This window comes from Cupriavidus metallidurans CH34 (genome assembly GCF_000196015.1).
GTDB lineage: Bacteria > Pseudomonadota > Gammaproteobacteria > Burkholderiales > Burkholderiaceae > Cupriavidus > Cupriavidus metallidurans.
This window is the reverse complement of the sequence record NC_007974.2, coordinates 228357-246555: the sequence shown is the minus strand read 5'-3', so window position 1 is coordinate 246555 and position 18199 is coordinate 228357. Positions and strand designations below refer to the sequence as shown.

Sequence of the window (18199 nt, the reverse complement as noted above, 5' to 3'; positions counted from 1 at the left end):
TCGAAGCCAGGCATCAACGTTGTTCCAGAAAAATATCTAACGGAGGAGAAGAAGATGAAACTGCGCCACCTGGCGCTGGCGGCCGCGCTCGGCCTGCCCGCCATCGCCAACGCCCAATCCGTGACGCTCTACGGCGTCATCGACACCGGCATCGAGTACCTCAACCACGTCGGCACCGCCAGCAACTCCGTCGTCAAGATGGCCAACCTCAGCGGCACCGTACCCTCCCGCTGGGGCCTGCGCGGCACCGAGGACCTCGGCAGCGGCATGAAGGCTAACTTCGTGCTCGAATCCGGATTCGCCCCCGACAGCGGCGTCTCCAACCAGGGCGGTCGCCTCTTCGGCCGCCAGGCATGGGTCGGCCTCTCCGGCAACTGGGGCCAGGTCAGCCTCGGCCGCCAGTACACCATGCTGTTCTGGGCCACGCTCGACTCCGACATTCTCGGCCCTAACGCCTACGGTTCCAGCTCGCTCGACAACTACCTGCCCAACGCGCGGGCCGACAACGCCATCGCCTACAAGGGCAAATTCGGCGGCTTCACCATTGGCGCTACCTACAGCTTCGGGCGCGACACCGTCAACGCTGGTCCCAGCCCCTCCGGCACCAACTGCGGCGGCGAGAACCCCGCCGACAAGACCGCCTGCCGCGAATGGTCGGCCATGCTCGGGTATGAAACCAACTGGTGGGGCATCCTGGGCGCCTATGACTCGCAGCGCGGCGGGCCCGGCGCCTTCGGCGGCCTGACCTCGAGTTCGCTCAAGGATGATCGCGCCACTCTCGGTGGCTACATGCTCGTGGACCGCGCCAAGATCGGCGCCGGCTGGATCGGGCGTCGCAACGGCGCCATCGCCACGCCGCGCAGCGACATGTTCTACGCCGGTGTCGCCTACGACATCACTCCTGCGGTGACGCTCTCCGGCGAGGCGTTCTACCTCAAGTACCACAACAGCGCCGACAAGGCGTGGCTGGGCGCGTTACGTGCCAGCTACGCCTTCTCCAAGCGCACGTCCGTCTACACCACGCTTGGCTATATCGACAACGGCGGCAAGCTGGCGCTGTCCGTGGACAGCGCTTCCACCGGCGCATCGCCCGCGCCTGGCGGCTCGCAGTTCGGCGCCATGCTTGGCATGAAGCACGTCTTCTGACGGCACTTCATTCGTCGGCTTGAGACTGGGCTCCACCTGCCCGCTTCTGGTCATGACTGGCTGGGAGCGGGCTTTTTTTGCGACTGCAGTCCTGTGCCGAGCGGCCCGTAGTGCCAGTGACGTGCAGATAGGTGCAGATTGAACCCGTCCACGGGCCGTTTCATTGCCGCGCCGGGCCCGGCGCGCTATCGGTAGCTCACCGTCACCTCGTTACTGCGGCCTTGCAGGGTGGGAGACAGCCCCCCACGGCCAGCAACCCGGTAGGCAAACACGAACCCGCCGGTCGCATCGTCGCCCGCGAACGCATCGGTCTTCCCCTGCGCGCCAGACAGCAGCACGCAGCGTCGCGCGTTACACAGGTATGCTTCCAGATCGATAGGCGGGGTACTGGCGAAGCTGTAGCGCCAGCGTACCGATGTAACGATGCCACTTGCCTGAGGCATCGTGCCGGGGGGCAGCACCGGCGACGACATCGTGCGCTGGCCGCGACTGGCAATCAGCGGTCCCTGCGCGGAGCTGGTCCAGGCATAACGCGACCCACTGAGCTCGTAGGTGGCGCGCACGTATGTCTGCGCGTCGACCCATGTGGGGGCCAGACAAAGACACAACGCGAATGCCAGAAGATGACGCATCACAACATGCCGCGAAGCTGGTTGCGCAGCCGCGTAATGGCCTGGCTACGGATCTGGCAGACGCGCGATTCGGTCACTTCCAGCACGGCCCCGATCTCACGCAGGTTCAACTCCTGGTCGTAGCAAAGCGAGAGCACCAGCTTCTCGCGCTCGGGCAGCTTCTCGATGGCGCGGATCAGCGCGTCACGCATTCCCGATTCCATCAGCACCGTGAGCGGATTCGCTTCGTCGGTCACCCCAAGGTGCCGATCCAGGAAGTCTTCTTCCCCGGAACGTTCGAAGTCCTCATAGTGCAGCAACTGGCAGCCATGGACTTCGTTGAGCAGTTCCTGATACTCCTCCAGCCCCATTTCGAGTTCCTTCGCCACTTCGGAGTCGATGGGGCTCCGGCCGAGTTTCTGCTCGAGCTGGCGCTGCGTGCGTTCGATCTTGCGTGTGAACTGGCGCAGACTGCGCGATTGCCAATCGTTGGCGCGCACCTCGTCGAGCATAGCGCCGCGAATGCGCTGGCTCGCATAGGTCTCGAATCGCGCGCCATGGTTGTCCTCGTAGCGCTTGGCGGCGTCGAGCAGGCCGATCATGCCGGCCTGGATCAGGTCGTCGATCTGCACGCTGGCCGGCAGCTTCGCCGCCAGCTGCAACGCGATGCGTCGCACCAGCGGCGCGTGCGACTTGACCACGTCTGCCTGTTCGAGCTTTCCCTGAATCGTGTACATGGTGGAACTCTCGGTAAATGCTTTCTATCGGTGCCAGCGCCGCGCAAGCATGGCCGCGGCTGACTGTCTGGCTCGGTGTCCGGTCTTGTCGACTTCTTGTTCTGGCTTCATGCGGGAACGGCCACAGCCGCTCCCTGGGGCGTTGTATCGTGTCGCAACGGCCATGCGCCGATACCGCTGGCGATGTGGCGCAGCGCGCTGGTGGATGCCGCTGCGGGATATGCCTCCACCACGCAACGGCTAAGCTGGAATGCGCGGGCCACCAGCGGGTCGATCGGCAGGTATCCGGTCAGACCAGCCTCGACGCCGAGGTACTGGCTCGCGGTACGTGCAAGATTGCGCGCCAGCGCGGCAACGGTCGCTTCGGTGGCCGCCATATTGACGACCAGATGGAAGCGGCGGCATGCGTACTCGTGATGCAGACGCTTGATGCGCGCGTAGGCCGCGGTAATCGACGTTACCTCCGGGCGCATGACAATCACCACGTTGTGGGCGGTTGCCGCCAGAGGCGACAGCGCGCCGGTCGCATCCGTGCGCGCGTCGATCAGCACCGACCGCATGTCGGGAATCAGATCGGATAGCGCGCGGTCCATGTTCCCGGCATCGACTGGGATGTCACCTGCCGGCAGTACCGCGATGCCACTGGCGGGACGCGTGCCAATCGCGGCGGCCGCAGACACTCGGCTGGCCAGCACATCGGCGAGCGTTGCCACAGGCGCGGCGCCCGACAGACGCGTGGCACGCACGCCATGGCGATCCTCGTCGACGAGCAGCACGCGTTCGCCCTGCATGGCCAACGCATTGGCCAGACCCAGTGTCACCGTGGTGGCGCCCGCCCCCGCATCGGCGGCAACCACCGCGATGCGCCGGGTGACGCGCGGCGCCAGCAGACGGCGCAGGCTTTCTGCCTGATCGGAACCCATGACGTTCAAGGCTTATTCCCCCGCGACTGCCAACTGCGGCAGTCCGACTGTCGCCTGCATTGCCACGTCGGCAGTGATATCACCGACGAGCGCAGGCGAGGCGGCACGTCCGGGATAGTTCTCCAGCACATCCAGTAGCGCCAGCAGGCGACCCATGCCCTCGTTGAGCACGGAGCCTGGCACCGGCACATTCGCACGCGTCGCGGCACGGCCGGCCAGGCGTGACAGGAACGCCGGTGCGGTTGCGGTGGGGGTGTGCTGCAGGCGCAGCGTGGTCAGCCCGAGCTGGAGCGACACCAGGCTGGTCCCCTGACTGTCCGACGCATCGCCGTCCTGCGCGAAGTGTTCGGCGGCATGACGCAGCGTGCGGAACTGCTCGTCCGCGGCGTTCGCCCATTGCATCCAGCGAGCGACCTGCGCGGCGTCATCGGTCAGCGCCGCGTCGCACAGCACGTACTCGACCGCCAGCGTTTCGCCGGTATCACGATCCGCCATGCGGGAGACAACGAGGCACGCTTCGGTGCCGGTCTCGGCCGTGTTATCGCGAGCGCGTCCAACCGCACGAACCGTCCCTTCCGGAATCCGCACGGCACAGTGACCAACCCAGTGCACAGCGTCGCGGTCGCGCCAGGTCGTGTCGCCAATCGCATGAAACGTCAGCGTGTCGGCGATCGCATCGAGCTTGCTGGCCGCGCCACCAGTGATCACGCGCGCGGTTTTACGCGTACCCGCCACCCAGCGCTCACCGAGCTGATGCCAGCGCGCAATCACGGCGGCCGATGGCACCGAAGCATTCAGGTTGACGACGGTACGTGCCGCAGAAAGCGTGGCGCGCACGGTCTCGGCTTCGGCATCGGCGTCCGCTTCTGACATCGACTGCCGCGTACGGCCAACGGGCGCGGTGGTACCGGCCAGCGGCATCCCGTCCCGATCGGCAAGCCACAGGGTGCATTGCATCAACTGCGGCGCGCGACGACCTTGCACCGGCTGGGTGAAATTCTGCGATACGGCGAGCACATAGCGCTCGCAGGCCCGGCTGGCGTCGCGGCACATCGCCATGCGTGCCTGCTGGCCCATCTGGCGCAATCCCACGGCACCGGCGCCGCGCTGTTGCCAGAGCTGGCGCGCGACATCGAAGCCGTAGCCTGCGGCGTTCAACTCTTCCACGCACGTGCCTACGGCATTAGCGCTGTCAGTCAACGAACGCAGCATGTCATCGGCGCCATTGCGCTCGGCCGGGCGCGGCGTTGCAGCGTCCGCTGCAACGGCATGGCGGCGTGCCATGTCGGCGTCATTGAACAGCGAGCCACGACGCGGCGTCATGAACGCGCGTTCCACCAGTGTGCTGGCCTGCGCGAGTTCCAGATGTTCCGGCACGCGCTGGCCAGTGGAAGCATAGAAAACCGGCAGGCGATGGCGGATCACCACATCGAGCACCGAGCCCAGATGGGTCGCTTCATCGAGCTTGCTGATGATGCACCCGTCGATGCCACCAGCGTCGCCGGCTGCGTCGTGCCGATAGGCGTGCACGACTTCATTGAGCGTATCGCCATGCGCGGCGCCGTTGAGCAGCAGCACGCGCTGCATCGGCGCCTGCACGCCAGCCAGCATCGCGATTTGGTCGGACAAGCTGCGATCGCGCTGGCTCATGCCAACGGTGTCGATGATGACCAGATGCTTGTCCTTCATCGCCGATAGCGCGAAACGCAGGTCAGCGGCGTCTTTCACCGCATGCACCGGCACGCCCAGAATGTCGCCGTAGATGCGAAGCTGCTCGTGCGCGCCGATCCGGAAGCGGTCGGTCGTCAGCAAGGCCAGGCGATCGGCGCCGTGGCGCAGCACGTAGCGCGCGGCCAGCTTGGCCGTGGTGGTGGTCTTGCCCACGCCGGTCGGTCCGATCAGCGCCAGCACGCCGCCCTGATCGAACAGAGCGTCCTCGTTGGACAGCACAGGCACCTTCTTCGCGATTTCCTGCCGAATCCACGACATGGCGGCCGGACGATCGGTACCCACTGGCAGACGGGAGATCAACGTACGTGACAACTGGCCAGAGAAGCCCGCGTTCACCATCCACTCGAACAGCGACTCGCGCAGCGGATCGCCCACGGCCACATTGCCGGCGCCGCTGGACAGGCCAGCAAACTGGCGCTCGAGCATCGAACGCATCGACGCAAGCTCGCCACGCAGATCGCCAATGGCACCGTCGTCGGTCCGGGTAGCCTGCCCGTCGACGGCATTGGCCGCCGCGATGGCAATCGGGCCGATCTGCGCCGGGGCGGTCTCAAGAATCTGGGATGCGGCCGGCGTGGGCGACACATAAGGCTGCGCATTGGCGTTCACCGCGCCGAGATCGGTGTCGCGCATGGCGACGATCTCCACGCCACCATCGATGGTCCGGTTCGACAGCACCACGGCATCCGGGCCCATCGCCTCGCGCACCTTGCGCATCGCTTCACGGCCGTTGGCCGCCACAAACTTTGCCACGCTCATGTTCAGTCCTTACGCTGCGCCGCCGATCATGGCGGTGATGCGGATATTGCGGTTGTCCGGTACTTCGGCATGCGACAGCACTTTCAACTGCGGCAGGGTGCGGCGCAGGAAGCGCGCCATCAGCGGCCGCAGCGGCGACGGCACCAGCAGGACCGGATCGAGACCCAGTTGCTCCTGGCGCACCACCGCGCCCTGCGCCTGCTGCAGCACCGCATCGGCCAGGCCCGGCTCAATGCCGCCGCCATTGGCCAGCGCCTGCGACAGCACGCGCTCCAGGCCGGCGTCGAGGCCGATGACCTGCAGGTCGGCGTTGTTGGGGAAAAGCTGCTGCGTGATCGCGCGGCCCAGCGCCACGCGCACGAGCGTGGTCAACTCGGCCGGATCGCTGACCTTCGGCGCGTGTTCGGCGATGACATCGAGAATCGTGCGCATGTCGCGGATCGCCACACCTTCGTCCAGCAGGCTCTGCAGCACCTTCTGCAGGCCAGTCAGCGTGATCGTCTTCGGCACCAGGTCCTCGGTAAGCTTGGGCGATTCCTTGGCGATGCGGTCCAGCAGCGACTGCACTTCCTGGCGACCCAGCAGCTCGGATGCGTGCATCTGGATCAGGTGGTTCAGGTGGGTGGCCACCACGGTGCTGGCGTCGACCACGGTGTAGCCATACGCCTGCGCCTGCTCCTTGAGGGCGGCGTCGATCCACACGGCCGGCAGCCCAAAGGCCGGGTCGCGCGTGGCCGCGCCGGGCAGCGTGCCGGTGACCTGGCCCGGGTTGATCGCCATCCACTGGCCCGGGTTGGCTTCGCCACTGCCGACCTCTACGCCCTTGAGCGTGATGCGATAGGCGGTCGGCTTCAGTTCCAGGTTGTCGCGGATATGGACCACCGGAACCAGAAAGCCGATGTCCTGCGCGATCTTCTTGCGGATGCTCTTGATGCGGCCCAGCAACTCGCCGTTCTGGGCGCGATCCACCAGCGTGATCAGGCGATAGCCCACCTCCATGCCAAGCGGATCGACCATCGTGACGTCTTCCCACGACGCTTCGGCGGCCTCGGCCGGCGCGGCAGGCGCGCGCGCCTCGTTCGACTTCGTTTCTTCTGCCGTGGCCTCGCGGCGCATCATGTGCCGACCAAGCCAGATCAGCCCGGCAGCCAGCAGCAAGAACGCAAAATGCGGCATTCCCGGGATGATGCCCATCATGCCGATAATGGCGGCCGTGATGAACAACACGCGCGGATTCGAGAAGAGCTGGCCGGTCAGTTGCTGGCCGACGTCCTGCTCGTTCGACACCCGCGAGACGATGACACCGGCGGCCGTGGAGATCACCAGTGCCGGAATCTGCGCCACGAGGCCGTCGCCAATCGTCAGCAGCGTGTAGTTATGCACCGCCGTGCCAAAGTCCAGGTCGTGCTGCACCATGCCCACGACCATGCCGGCCACGACGTTGATGAACATGACCAGCAGGCCCGCGATGGCATCGCCACGCACGAACTTCGACGCACCATCCATCGCGCCGTAGAAATCGGACTCCTGCGCCACCTCGGCACGACGCTTGCGCGCGCCCTCTTCATTGATCAGGCCGGCGTTCAGGTCCGCGTCGATCGCCATCTGCTTGCCCGGCATCGCGTCCAGCATGAAGCGCGCGCCCACCTCGGCGATACGGCCCGCGCCCTTGGTGATCACCATGAAGTTGATCACCACGAGGATCGCGAACACCACGATACCGACCGCGAAGTTGCCGCCCACCAGGAAGTGGCCGAAGGCTTCGATCACCTTGCCGGCGGCGTCCGGGCCGGTATGCCCTTCCAGCAGCACCACGCGCGTGGAGGCAACGTTCAGCGACAGGCGCAGCAGCGTGGAGAACAGCAGGACCGCCGGGAACGCCGCGAAGTCGAGCGGACGCTGCGTGTACATGCCGACCAGCAGCACCATGATCGACAGCGCAATGTTGAACGTGAACAGCAGGTCCAGCACAAACGCGGGCAACGGCAGGATCATCATGCCGAGGATCATGATGATCAGCACCGGCCCCGCGAGCGCCTTCATCTGGGCACCAGAGCGCAGGCCCGGCATGTTGAGGATGTTCGTCAGTGCGTTCATGCGCGGCTTTCCGGTACGGCAAGTTCATCCGGCACCACCAGATCCGCGGGCCCATTGGGCTGTGGACCGTAGCTGTAGTGCCAGTTCTTCAGTTGATAGACCCAGGCCAGGACCTCGGCCACGGCGGTGTACAGACCGGCCGGGATCTCGTGACCCAGCTCGACGTGGCGATGCAGCGCACGTGCCAGCGGCGGCGCCGACAGCATCGGCACGCGGTGTTCCGCGGCCAGTTCGCGAATCCGCGCGGCCACTTCATCGGCGCCCTTTGCCACCACGCGAGGCGCGCCCATGCGGCCTTCCTCGTAGCGCAGCGCCACGGCGTAGTGCGTGGGGTTGGTCACCACCACGTCGGCCTTGGGCACTTCGGCCATCATGCGGCGGCGCGCAATGGCACGCTGCTGCTGGCGGATACGCGCCTTGATGTGCGGATCGCCATCGGTTTCCTTCATCTCCTGCTTGATCTCTTCCTTGGTCATGCGGAGCTTCTTGTGGAACGTATAGAGCTGCCAGGGCACGTCCAGCGCGGCCACCAGGATCAGCGATCCCGCCACCACACCGCTGACATACAGCACCAGTTCCATCATGTGCAGCAGTGCCTCCTGGATCGGCGCGTCCATCAGCGCGATCGCCTCCGGCAGCTTGCGCCAGATCATCCAGGCACCCACGCCCCCCACCAGCAACGACTTGGCGATGGCCTTGGCCAGTTCCACCAGCGAATGCGCCGAGAACAACCGGCCGAGGCCGGAGATCGGCGACATGCGCGAGAAATCGGGCGAAAACGACTTGGTCGAGAACATCCAGCCGCCCAGAGCCAGCGGCGTCACCAGTGCCGCGACGCCGAACATCAGCAGAAGCGGCAGGAATGCCAGCAGGGCGTCCCAGACAATGGCGGCAAACTGGGACAACATGCGATTCGTGTCGAAGGCCGTGGCCGGCTCGAACGCGAGGCCGGCATGCATTACGGCATCGAGCTTGCGGCCCAGCACGCCGCCCGTGGCCCAAAGACCGATCACGCCGGTCATCAGCATCGCGAACGTGCCGAGCTCGCGCGAACGCACCACCTGCCCCTCTTCACGCGCCTTTTCAAGGCGCCGGGCTGTGGCGGGTTCGGTTTTCTCGAGATCGCTTTCCTCGGACATGGACGCTCCAGGCGCGAAGCGCGGACGGCACTTCGTCACCGAGGATTATCAAATCCCCGGGCGGGAAGCATTGGGAGGAAAAGGCGGGGAAACAGGTCCCTGTTTCAGGAATGGAGGGGGCAGCGGCGTTAACGGTCCCCTGGGTGCCGATCTTTAGGGGGAACGCCCGAAAATGCCGGGATCGCGCACTGTCCGGCTGGCATCCGGCGGCATGATGTCGCCTTTACGATGCAGCGCGATGCCGCGTCAGGCGACGCCGCATCGCAGGGCGCGCGGGCTCAGGACAGGCGATCCGGATCGATGGAGATGCCCAGCTGTTCGGCCATCTCCTCGACCAGCGCTTGCAGGCGCGCCACCTTGTCTTCCAGCTCGCGATGGCTGATCCGGAGCGCCTCCAGCTCCGACGGCGCGATCTCGATGCTCGCGCTCGTGCGAAGGCCCGGCGCTTCGGCCAGACTGACTTCGCCGCATAGCAGGTGCGTCCAGCGGTGTTCACGCTCCCCCGGGCCACGGGGCAGCTTCACGACCAGGGCGGGATCGCGTTCGGCCAGCTCGTCCAGGAACGCCTCGACCGACGAGATATCGGCAAATGCATGCAGCCGCGCCGTGTTCAGGCGCAGTTCCGCCGCTGTCTGCGGCCCACGCAACAGCAGCGTGGACAGCAGCGCCGCGGACTGGCTTGGCACGCCAAGCACGCGGGCAAGGTTTTGCTCGAAGCGGGGCACCCGGCTGCTGCTGCCTTCGAACACGAGGCTCAGCGATTTGAGGCCATCGATGGCGGTCAGGATCTCGTCCTCGCCGACGCTCATCACCGGCGATCGCGCGGTCTTCTGGTTGCAGCCTGCGGCCAGCGCGTTGAGCGACAACGGATAGGTATCGGGAACAGTGAACTGCTTTTCAAGCAGCACCGCCACCACGCGGCCCTCAAGCGGCGTCAGCGCACGCAGTGGCGGGCGGGACGAAGCCCCGGTTGCCATGGGGGTGTCAGGAGTGTCGGGGGTATCGGTCATTTCAGGCTACGGCATTGGTCGGCAAGGCGACCATTGAAGCGCAAGCGGGCGGCTGGCGCAACCTCGCCTGGAGATGGCGGAGCCCGCGCCGCCCCCCGTGGCCCCCCGTAGCCCCTTACCGTGTGATCGGCGGATTGCCCCGGCGCCGTGCCAGCAGCGGCGCTTCCACACCGTCCACGCCGACCAGACCCAGCACAGTGGTCAGGCCCCACTGCGCGCCTTCCCAGGCATTGGTGGGGTCAAACCACTCGTCACGCGAGTGTGCGCCACCCGATTTGCCGCCGCTGCCGATGATAATGGCCGGAATGCCCAGCGCCATCGGCACGTTGGCGTCGGTGCTGCCGCCCCGCAGGGTTGGCGGCTCCTTGCCGTTGGCGCGGATCACGCGGACAGCCGATTGCACGATCACCGAGTCGGTCGGCGTCTGCCCGGCCGGGCGATCGCCGATCAGCTTTGTCTGGAACGTGATTTCCTGACTCTTGGCTGGCGCCCAACGACGATTCTCGTCCGCAACCCCGGCTGCAATCGCATCCATGATGTGCTTTTCGGTTTCCAGCAGGGCCGGCGTGCCGTTCGAACGGATATCGACCGCCATGCGCGCATCGCCCGCGATCGCATTGACCGACGTGCCGCCAGAAACCGTGCCGACCGTGAACGTGGTCTTGGGATCGGATGGCGTGCGCACATCGCTGATCTTGCTGATGGCGCGCCCCATGGCGTGGATAGCGCTGGGCAGGCCAAACGCGCCAAAGCTGTGGCCGCCGGGACCGCGGAAGGTCACTTCGTAGCGATGGCTGCCGGTGCCTTGCGTCAGCACGCGATCGCCGGTGCCAGGTTCGATGCCGACCATGCCGTCGATGTCGGGATGCTCGCGGAACACCGCCTTCATGCCGCGCAGGTTGCCAAGCTCTTCCTCGCCGACGTTGCCCACGAAGACCAGATCGCCAGCCGTCCGCACATTGTTGTCGTTGAGCACCTTCAACCACGACAACAGCACGGCTAGTCCGCGCGTGTCGTCGCCAATACCGGGGGCGTAAAGCTTGCCGTCGCGCGCCTTGACGGTGACGTCGGTGCCTTCGGGGAAGACCGTATCGAGGTGGGCGGATATCAACAATTTCGGGCCATTGCCAACGCCCTTGCGGATCCCGATCGCATTGCCTTCGGCATCAATGTGGGCATCGGCCAGGCCAAGCGCCTTGAGCCGCGAGACGAAGTACTCGGCGCGCGAGCGCTCCTTGAAGGGCGGCGCGGGAATCTCGGTCATGGTCTTCAGCTCGGTCAGCGCGCGCGCGTCATCGGCGCGGACGTCCGTCATCAGCTTCTTGTAGGCCGGGGATGCTTCGAGTTTGGTGTAGGCAGTGTCTACCGCTGGGGAGACCTGTGGGAGGGGCAGCGTCTGCGCGTGGGCAATTCCGACAAGCATTCCGGCAAGTGCGGCGGCTGCGAGGGCAACAACGGTACAGCGAGCAGGCATGGGGGCAATCCTCTGGCAGGGGGAAACCGTGTTTGCTGCGATTGTGCCAGTGAATGCGAAGGTACGCTGAAGCGCCGCTCTCCCGCGATGCGGGAGAGCGGTAGCCTATCTACTATCTACAAACAACCTCAGAAGCCGAGGCTCGCCAGCAGATCGTCCACCTGCGACTGGTCCGACACCACATCGGCCTTGCCTTCGGGGTTGATCTGCGGACCGTTGATCAGTGAAGGGGGCGCTTCCACGCGCCGATCGGCCGGCACGTTGTCGATCAGCACCTGCAGCAGTTCCTGCTCCAGCGTGCGGATCATGTCCATCATCTTCTTGATCACCTGGCCCGTCAGGTCCTGAAAGTCCTGGGCCATCATGATCTCGAGCAGATGGCTGCCGGTGGCCTTGGTCTTCTCCGGAACCTCGGTCAGGAACTCGCGCGTGTCGAGCACCAGCGCGCGGGCATCGCCCAACTCCACGGGTTGCTCGAACCACTCGCCCCAGCGCTTGTCCAGCGCGGTGGCCTTGGCCTCGAGTTCTTCCTGCAGCGGCTGCGCCAGTTCCACGGCCGTGAGCGAACGCTCGGCAGCCTGCTCGGTCATGGCGGCGATGTAGCTCAGTCGGTCGCGCGCGTCGGGAATGGCCTGGGCGGCACGCTCGATTTCCTTGTCGAGCCCCAGCTCCCGCATGTTGTCGCGCAGCATCCGGGTCAGGTTGCCGATGCGATGGATGATCTGCTCGGCCGCTTCATTGCTGAAAGTCGGAGTCGTCGACATGTCGCGTCCCTCTTATTGACCCATTTTCTCGAAGATCTTGGTGATCTTCTCGTCGAGCGTGGCGGCGGTAAACGGCTTGACCACGTAGCCATTGGCGCCTGCCTGCGCGGCGGCGATGATGTTCTCCTTCTTGGCTTCGGCCGTCACCATCAGCACCGGCGTCTTGGCGATCTCGGGCGTTGCACGGATCGTCTGCAACATGGTCAGGCCGTCCATGTTCGGCATGTTCCAGTCCGAAACCACGAACTGGAAGCTGCCATCCTTGACCTTCTCCAGGCCGGCCGCGCCGTCCTCGGCTTCGTCCACGTTGGTGAAGCCAAGCTCCTTGAGCAGGTTACGGATGATCCGGCGCATGGTCGGGAAGTCGTCGACCACGAGAATCTTGATGTTCTTGTCCACTGTTACGGCTCCAAAACGGTTGCGGATGGCCATGCCATCCGGATGATTGCTGCTTATCTGACCTCTCGCGCGCTATACGCGCTGCGCCCGCGCGCCAAACGTAGCCAGGTGCGCCATGACGCGCTGGCTCATCTGGTGCAGGGGCACCACTTCATGCACACCGCCGGCCGCGATGGCTTCCTTCGGCATACCAAACACGATGCAGGATTGCTCGTCCTGCGCCAGGTTGTAGGCGCCTGCCTCGCGCATGCGCAACATGCCGCGCGCGCCGTCCTTGCCCATGCCGGTCAGGATCACGCCCGTGACGTTCTTGCCACCGTGAATCGCGGCGGAATCGAACAGCACATCCACGGACGGTCGGTGCCGATTGACCGGCGCTTCCTGAGACAGGTGCGCCACGTAGTTCGCACCGCTACGCGCCAGCAGCAGGTGCGAATCGCCGGGCGCGATGTACGCATAGCCCGGCAGCACACGCTCGCCATGCTCGGCTTCCTTGACCGTGATGCGGCACAGGCCGTTCAGGCGGTGCGCGAACGACTTCGTGAAACCTGCCGGCATGTGCTGGACGATCATGACCGCTGGGGAATCGGGCGGTAGCGGCGTCAGGAAATCCTTGATCGCCTCGGTGCCCCCCGTGGAGGCCCCGACGATGATCAGCTTTTCCGTCGACAACAGCGGCGCGCGCAGCATCGGCGCGACGGGCGCCGCGCCAGCGCTCTGCTCCGCACGCGCACGCACGCGGGCGCGCGATGCGGCGCGGATCTTGTCCGCGATCGTCTGCGTGTAGTCCAGCAGGCCTTCGCGGATACCGAGCTTCGGCTTGGTCACGAAGTCCACGGCGCCAAGTTCCAGCGCGCGCATCGTGATCTCGGACCCACGCTCGGTCAGCGACGACACCATGAGCACCGGCATCGGCCGCAGGCGCATCAGGCGCTCAAGAAAATCCAGGCCGTCCATACGCGGCATTTCTACGTCCAGCGTCAGCACGTCCGGATTGACGCGCTTGATCAGGTCGCGCGCCACCAGCGGATCCGGGGCGGTACCCACCACCTCCATGTCCGGCTGGCTGTTGATGATTTCCGACATCAGGCTGCGTATCAGCGCGGAATCGTCCACGCACAGCACCTTGATCTTCGCGGCAGTCATGTTGGTCTCTACGTCTCTTGCGTGTATTTCGTGTATGACGCGTCTTGTACGTCCCGCGCGCCCGACATCAGGTCGGGATCCTGGCCGTGGTCTGTCGCGTGAACAGTTCCACGGCGCCTCGCGCGGGTGCCTTCGTCGACGTGGACAGCGCGCGTGCCAGGGCACGTTCCTCGCGTTCGATGCCTACGGTATCGTCCTGGCGCGTCAGCCGGCGGACCAGTGCAAGGCCGGTACGTGGAAAGTAGCTGACACGTCGCGCGTGCGGTCCGCGCAGATCCTGCGCGGCCACGCGCACTTCTTCCGTGCGCAGGTACTTCAGTACGAAATCGGCATTCCGATCCCCGATATTTAGGGTCGTCATGTTGGCCAGCACCGCGCCACCGCCAAATACTTTGGCCTCCAGCCGTTCACGACGCGCGCCCATCTTCAGCAGTTCATTGATAAGCACTTCGAGCGCGTAGCAGCCGTAGCGCATCGACGTAGAGAGCATCCGGTCGGCGCCGGCGTTCTCGTCGTCGGGCAGCATGAAATGGTTCATGCCGCCGACGCCGGCCACTTCGTCGCGAATGCACGCGGACACGCACGATCCCAGGACGGTCGTGAGTACGACGTCCTCGGCCGTCACGTAGTACTCGTTGGGCAACAGCTTGATGGCCTGCCGGTCGAATTCGCGGTCGAAATACTTCCGGGTGGCGATGGCCTCCGGCATCTGGGGCGTGCCACGCATCATGCAGCTCCGCTCTTGTTCGTCAGCTCGTATACGGTCTGCCCGCGCAACTGGAATGCGCGGGTGACGTACGAGAAGTTCTCCGAGTGCCCCGCGAACAGCAGGCCGTTCGGCTTGAGCAGCGGTGCAAACCGTTCGAGAATCTGGCCTTGGGTCGGCTTGTCGAAGTAGATCATCACGTTGCGGCAGAAGATCGCGTCGAATTTCTCGCGCAAGCCCCAATCCGGCGCCAGCAGGTTCAGCGGCTCGAAGGTGACCGTCGCCGCAAGCTCCGGCTTGACCTTGACCGACCCGGCCCGCGCGCCGGTGCCCTTCAGGAAGAAACGCTTGAGCCGTTCCTGCGACAGCCGCGAAACCTGCTCGGCGGTGTAGATGCCGCTGCGCGCCTTGGCCAGCACCTGGGTGTCGATGTCCGTGGCCAGCACCGTGCCCGCGCGTTCGCCCAGCGCTTCCGCCAGCGTGATGGCGATCGAGTACGGCTCCTCGCCGGTCGACGCCGCGGCGCACCAGACGCTGTAGGGTCGCCCGATTTTCTTGGCGTGCTCGGCCAGCAGCGGAAAGTGATGGGCCTCGCGAAAGAACGACGTCAGGTTCGTTGTCAGCGCGTTGGTGAAGTACTCCCACTCCGACGAACGCTCGTCGGCTTCGAGTTGCGCGAGATAGGTGCTGAAGTCCGCAAGCTGCAGTGTGCGCAGCCGCCGGGCCAACCGGCTGTAGACCATCTCTCGCTTATGGCTGCCAAGCGAGATGCCCGCGCGCTTGTGAATCAGCGCGCGGATCTTCTCGAAGTCACGCTCGGTCAGCAGAAAGTCGCGCATCTCATCGCGCAATGGCGCCAGCACGGGCGCACCCGGCGTCATAGCCGCGCCTGGCTTCCTGATGGCGCTGGAGGAAGAACGGAGCGGCGTCATGGTGTATGTCCTTCAAGGTACCGGGGAGTCGGCGATGCGGGCTGCCGGACGTGCCGGCAAGCATCAGGCGAGCTCGGCCTCGATCAATTCCATCTCTGGGCTGGTCATCATGCGTTCGATGTCGATCAGGATCAGCATCCGGCCTTCCACCGAACCCAGCCCGGTCAGATGTTCGTTGGAGACCGACACGCCGAACTCCGGCGCGGGCTTGATGTCATCGCCAGTGAGCGTCAGCACGTCCGATACGCCGTCGACGACGATGCCAACCACGCGGCCGGCCACGTTCAGGATGATCACCACGGTCTGGTGGTCATAGCGCACGTTGCCGAGCTTGAACTTCAGGCGCAGGTCGACGATCGGCACGATCACGCCGCGCAGGTTGGTCACGCCCTTGAGGAAGTCTGGCGCGTTGGCGATGCGCGTCACCGTCTCGTAGCTGCGGATCTCCTGCACTTTGAGGATGTCGATGCCATATTCTTCCGTCCCCAGCGTGAAGACCAGGTACTCCTGACCCGAGGCTTCGCTGCCCTGGGTATCGATATGTCCGATGCCGGCCATGTCCGTTCTCCTTGCTGTCGATTACTACGCGGCCATCGGGGCCTGGCGGCGCACACCGGTGCGCTGCAGCGCGCCGACGTCCACGATCAGGGCCACGCTGCCGTCACCGAGGATGGTGGCGGCGGAAATGCACGGCACCTTGCGATAGTTGGTCTCGAGGTTCTTGAGCACCACCTGGTGCTGCCCGATCAACTGGTCCACCAGCAGCGCGAAGCGCTTGCCTTCGGCCGCCAGGATCACGGCGATACCCTGCGTGGGCTCCTGCACCGCGTTGGCCACGTTGAAGACCTTGTGCAGTTCCAGCAGCGGCAGGTATTCGCCGCGCACGTTCATCACCCGCTCGCCGTTGGCGGCGGTGTGCACGTCGTCGGCCAACGGCTGCAGCGACTCCATCACGCAGTTCAGCGGCAGGATGAAGGTTTCTTCGCCAGTGCGTACCGACATGCCGTCCAGAATCGCCAGCGTCAGCGGCAGCACGATGCGGGTGGTGGTGCCCAGCCCGGCGCGCGAGCTGATTTCCACGTGGCCGCCCATCTCCTGGATGTTCCGCTTGACCACGTCCATGCCAACGCCCCGGCCGGAGACATCGGTAATGACTTCGGCCGTGGAGAAGCCCGGCGCGAAGATGAGCTGCCAGACTTCGTCGTCGGGCATGCTCTCGGAGACCGGCAGGCCGTTCTGCATCGCCTTGGCCAGGATGCGCTCGCGGTTCAGGCCGGCGCCGTCATCGCTCACCTCGATGACGATGTTGCCACCCGCGTGCTGCGCGGAGAGGATCAGTTGTCCGGTCGGCTCCTTGCCGGCGGCGATACGCTTCTCTGGTGTTTCGATGCCGTGGTCGAGACTGTTTCGTACCAGATGGGTCAGCGGATCGATGATCCGCTCGATCAGGCCCTTGTCCAGTTCCGTTGCCTTGCCGAACGTGACCAGATCGATCTGCTTGCCGAGCTTGCCCATCATGTCGCGCACCAGACGCGGGAAGCGCGAGAACACGTAGTCCATCGGCATCATGCGGATGGACATCACCGCTTCCTGCAGATCGCGCGCGTTGCGCTCGAGCTGGCCCATGCCGGAGAACAGGCGGTCGAACAGCACCGGGTCCAGCGACGACGCGGTCTGCGCCAGCATCGACTGCGTGATGACCAGTTCGCCCACGAGGTTGATGATCTGGTCGACCTTCTCGGTCGGCACGCGGATCGAACCGGCATCCGGACTGTGCGCGGCGGCGGGCTTGGCCTTTTCTTTCTCCTTGGCAGCCACCGGTGCGGCGGCGGGCGCGACAGGCGCGACGGCTGCCGGCGCGGCTACGGGCGCGGGCGTCGGCGCACCGACCGGTGCCGCCGGTGCCTCACCTGGCGTTACCGTTTCCACGGCGATCTGCTTCTCGTCGATCACAAAGCAGCAGACCGCGATGATGTCGTCGGGGCTGCACTGGCTGTTCAGCCAGATGATCAGGTCGCCGTCCGATTCCTGTTGACCGGTGATCTCGCCCAGGTTGGCAAGCTCCTCGCGCAGCAGGGCCTGGTCGGCGGCCGATACCTTGATCAGGCTCACCTTGAGATTGCCGCCAGCCGGTGCGGCAGCGGGCGCGGATGCAGCCACTGGCGCCGGTGTGGCGGCAGGCGCGGGTGCCGCCTCGCCGCTGGCTTCCTGGGCCAGTTGCTGCAGCACGGCGCAAATGCGCGCCAGCGTTTCCGGATCGGGTTCGGTGCCGTTACGGTAGGCGTTGAGCTGATCGTGCAACACGTCCTTGGTTTCCAGAAAGGTGTCGATGATGACGCGCGAGAGAGCTAGTTCCCTCCGACGCGTGCGGTCCAGCAGATTCTCGAAGATGTGCGTGGTTTCGGTCAGCGCCGTGAAGCCGAACGTCGCGGCGCCGCCCTTGATCGAATGCGCGGCACGGAAGATCGCGTTGAGCGCTTCCGCATCGGGGGATTCGATATCCACCTCGAGCAGCAGCTGCTCCATTTGTACGAGCAGTTCCTCCGCCTCCTCGAAGAAGGTCTGGTAGAACTGCGTGATATCGATATCGACAGACATGGTCGTCCTGACTCGCTAGATTGCCCT

At 65.3% G+C, this 18199-nt stretch carries 16 protein-coding genes; 1 reads left to right on the top strand and 15 read right to left on the bottom strand.

From position 1 onward, the window contains the following. Positions 1-54 precede the first annotated feature (54 nt). On the top strand, positions 55-1146 hold the full coding sequence (locus RMET_RS19245) for a porin (protein WP_011518224.1): 1092 nt from the start codon (positions 55-57) through the stop codon (positions 1144-1146). A 185-nt stretch (positions 1147-1331) separates the two neighbouring features. Here RMET_RS19245 and RMET_RS19240 read toward each other — a convergent pair whose 3' ends face one another. The 15 genes from RMET_RS19240 to cheA form a co-directional block, all read right to left on the bottom strand. Further along, a complete protein-coding gene (locus tag RMET_RS19240) occupies positions 1332-1778 on the bottom strand; it encodes a flagellar protein FlhE (protein ID WP_011518223.1) in 447 nt (148 codons plus the stop codon). Further along, positions 1778-2494: an RNA polymerase sigma factor FliA gene (locus RMET_RS19235; protein WP_008641079.1), complete on the bottom strand. Its 717-nt coding sequence runs from the start codon at positions 2492-2494 to the stop codon at positions 1778-1780. The genes RMET_RS19240 and RMET_RS19235 overlap by 1 nt, the downstream gene beginning before the upstream one ends. Before the next feature lie 107 nt (positions 2495-2601). Next, positions 2602-3417: a MinD/ParA family ATP-binding protein gene (locus RMET_RS19230; protein WP_029306934.1), complete on the bottom strand. Its 816-nt coding sequence runs from the start codon at positions 3415-3417 to the stop codon at positions 2602-2604. Between the two features lie 12 nt (positions 3418-3429). Continuing rightward, complete coding sequence (flhF, locus tag RMET_RS19225; RefSeq protein WP_011518221.1) at positions 3430-5907, bottom strand: flagellar biosynthesis protein FlhF; 2478 nt, start codon at positions 5905-5907, stop codon at positions 3430-3432. A 9-nt stretch (positions 5908-5916) separates the two neighbouring features. Beyond that, positions 5917-8004, bottom strand: a complete 2088-nt coding sequence (flhA, locus tag RMET_RS19220) for a flagellar biosynthesis protein FlhA (RefSeq protein WP_011518220.1) — start codon at positions 8002-8004, stop codon at positions 5917-5919. After that, on the bottom strand, positions 8001-9143 hold the full coding sequence (flhB, locus tag RMET_RS19215) for a flagellar biosynthesis protein FlhB (RefSeq protein ID WP_011518219.1): 1143 nt from the start codon (positions 9141-9143) through the stop codon (positions 8001-8003). Before flhB ends, flhA begins: the two co-directional genes overlap by 4 nt. Before the next feature lie 278 nt (positions 9144-9421). Beyond that, positions 9422-10153 (bottom strand): YceH family protein, encoded by a 732-nt coding sequence (locus tag RMET_RS19210; protein WP_011518218.1) that lies wholly within the window; start codon positions 10151-10153, stop codon positions 9422-9424. A gap of 115 nt (positions 10154-10268) precedes the next feature. Continuing rightward, on the bottom strand, positions 10269-11627 hold the full coding sequence (locus tag RMET_RS19205) for a M20/M25/M40 family metallo-hydrolase (protein ID WP_011518217.1): 1359 nt from the start codon (positions 11625-11627) through the stop codon (positions 10269-10271). Positions 11628-11755: 128 nt separating this feature from the next. After that, on the bottom strand, positions 11756-12391 hold the full coding sequence (gene cheZ, locus RMET_RS19200; RefSeq protein WP_011518216.1) for a protein phosphatase CheZ: 636 nt from the start codon (positions 12389-12391) through the stop codon (positions 11756-11758). 12 nt (positions 12392-12403) lie between these two features. Then, complete coding sequence (gene cheY / locus RMET_RS19195) at positions 12404-12790, bottom strand: chemotaxis response regulator CheY (protein WP_008641058.1); 387 nt, start codon at positions 12788-12790, stop codon at positions 12404-12406. A 72-nt stretch (positions 12791-12862) separates the two neighbouring features. Further along, positions 12863-13936, bottom strand: coding sequence for a protein-glutamate methylesterase/protein-glutamine glutaminase (locus RMET_RS19190; protein WP_011518214.1), 1074 nt, complete (start codon positions 13934-13936; stop codon positions 12863-12865). A 67-nt stretch (positions 13937-14003) separates the two neighbouring features. Further along, entirely contained in the window at positions 14004-14666 is a 663-nt protein-coding gene (gene cheD, locus RMET_RS19185; protein ID WP_011518213.1) for a chemoreceptor glutamine deamidase CheD, read from the bottom strand. Beyond that, a complete protein-coding gene (locus RMET_RS19180; RefSeq protein WP_011518212.1) occupies positions 14663-15574 on the bottom strand; it encodes a CheR family methyltransferase in 912 nt (303 codons plus the stop codon). Before RMET_RS19180 ends, cheD begins: the two co-directional genes overlap by 4 nt. Positions 15575-15637: 63 nt before the next feature. Continuing rightward, positions 15638-16132, bottom strand: coding sequence for a chemotaxis protein CheW (locus tag RMET_RS19175; protein ID WP_008641041.1), 495 nt, complete (start codon positions 16130-16132; stop codon positions 15638-15640). Between the two features lie 24 nt (positions 16133-16156). Further along, on the bottom strand, positions 16157-18172 hold the full coding sequence (gene cheA / locus RMET_RS19170; RefSeq protein WP_011518211.1) for a chemotaxis protein CheA: 2016 nt from the start codon (positions 18170-18172) through the stop codon (positions 16157-16159). Between the last annotated feature and the right edge of the window lie 27 nt (positions 18173-18199).

Bases quoted from the DNA above. Each gene is read 5' to 3' on its own strand.
- RMET_RS19245 (WP_011518224.1), top strand. From the start codon at position 55: ATGAAACTGCGCCACCTGGCGCTGGCGGCCGCGCTCGGCCTGCCCGCC.
- RMET_RS19240 (WP_011518223.1), bottom strand. From the start codon at position 1,778: ATGCGTCATCTTCTGGCATTCGCGTTGTGTCTTTGTCTGGCCCCCACA.
- RMET_RS19235 (WP_008641079.1), bottom strand. From the start codon at position 2,494: ATGTACACGATTCAGGGAAAGCTCGAACAGGCAGACGTGGTCAAGTCG.
- RMET_RS19230 (WP_029306934.1), bottom strand. From the start codon at position 3,417: ATGGGTTCCGATCAGGCAGAAAGCCTGCGCCGTCTGCTGGCGCCGCGC.
- flhF (WP_011518221.1), bottom strand. From the start codon at position 5,907: ATGAGCGTGGCAAAGTTTGTGGCGGCCAACGGCCGTGAAGCGATGCGC.
- flhA (WP_011518220.1), bottom strand. From the start codon at position 8,004: ATGAACGCACTGACGAACATCCTCAACATGCCGGGCCTGCGCTCTGGT.
- flhB (WP_011518219.1), bottom strand. From the start codon at position 9,143: ATGTCCGAGGAAAGCGATCTCGAGAAAACCGAACCCGCCACAGCCCGG.
- RMET_RS19210 (WP_011518218.1), bottom strand. From the start codon at position 10,153: ATGACCGATACCCCCGACACTCCTGACACCCCCATGGCAACCGGGGCT.
- RMET_RS19205 (WP_011518217.1), bottom strand. From the start codon at position 11,627: ATGCCTGCTCGCTGTACCGTTGTTGCCCTCGCAGCCGCCGCACTTGCC.
- cheZ (WP_011518216.1), bottom strand. From the start codon at position 12,391: ATGTCGACGACTCCGACTTTCAGCAATGAAGCGGCCGAGCAGATCATC.
- RMET_RS19190 (WP_011518214.1), bottom strand. From the start codon at position 13,936: ATGACTGCCGCGAAGATCAAGGTGCTGTGCGTGGACGATTCCGCGCTG.
- cheD (WP_011518213.1), bottom strand. From the start codon at position 14,666: ATGATGCGTGGCACGCCCCAGATGCCGGAGGCCATCGCCACCCGGAAG.
- RMET_RS19180 (WP_011518212.1), bottom strand. From the start codon at position 15,574: ATGACGCCGCTCCGTTCTTCCTCCAGCGCCATCAGGAAGCCAGGCGCG.
- RMET_RS19175 (WP_008641041.1), bottom strand. From the start codon at position 16,132: ATGGCCGGCATCGGACATATCGATACCCAGGGCAGCGAAGCCTCGGGT.
- cheA (WP_011518211.1), bottom strand. From the start codon at position 18,172: ATGTCTGTCGATATCGATATCACGCAGTTCTACCAGACCTTCTTCGAG.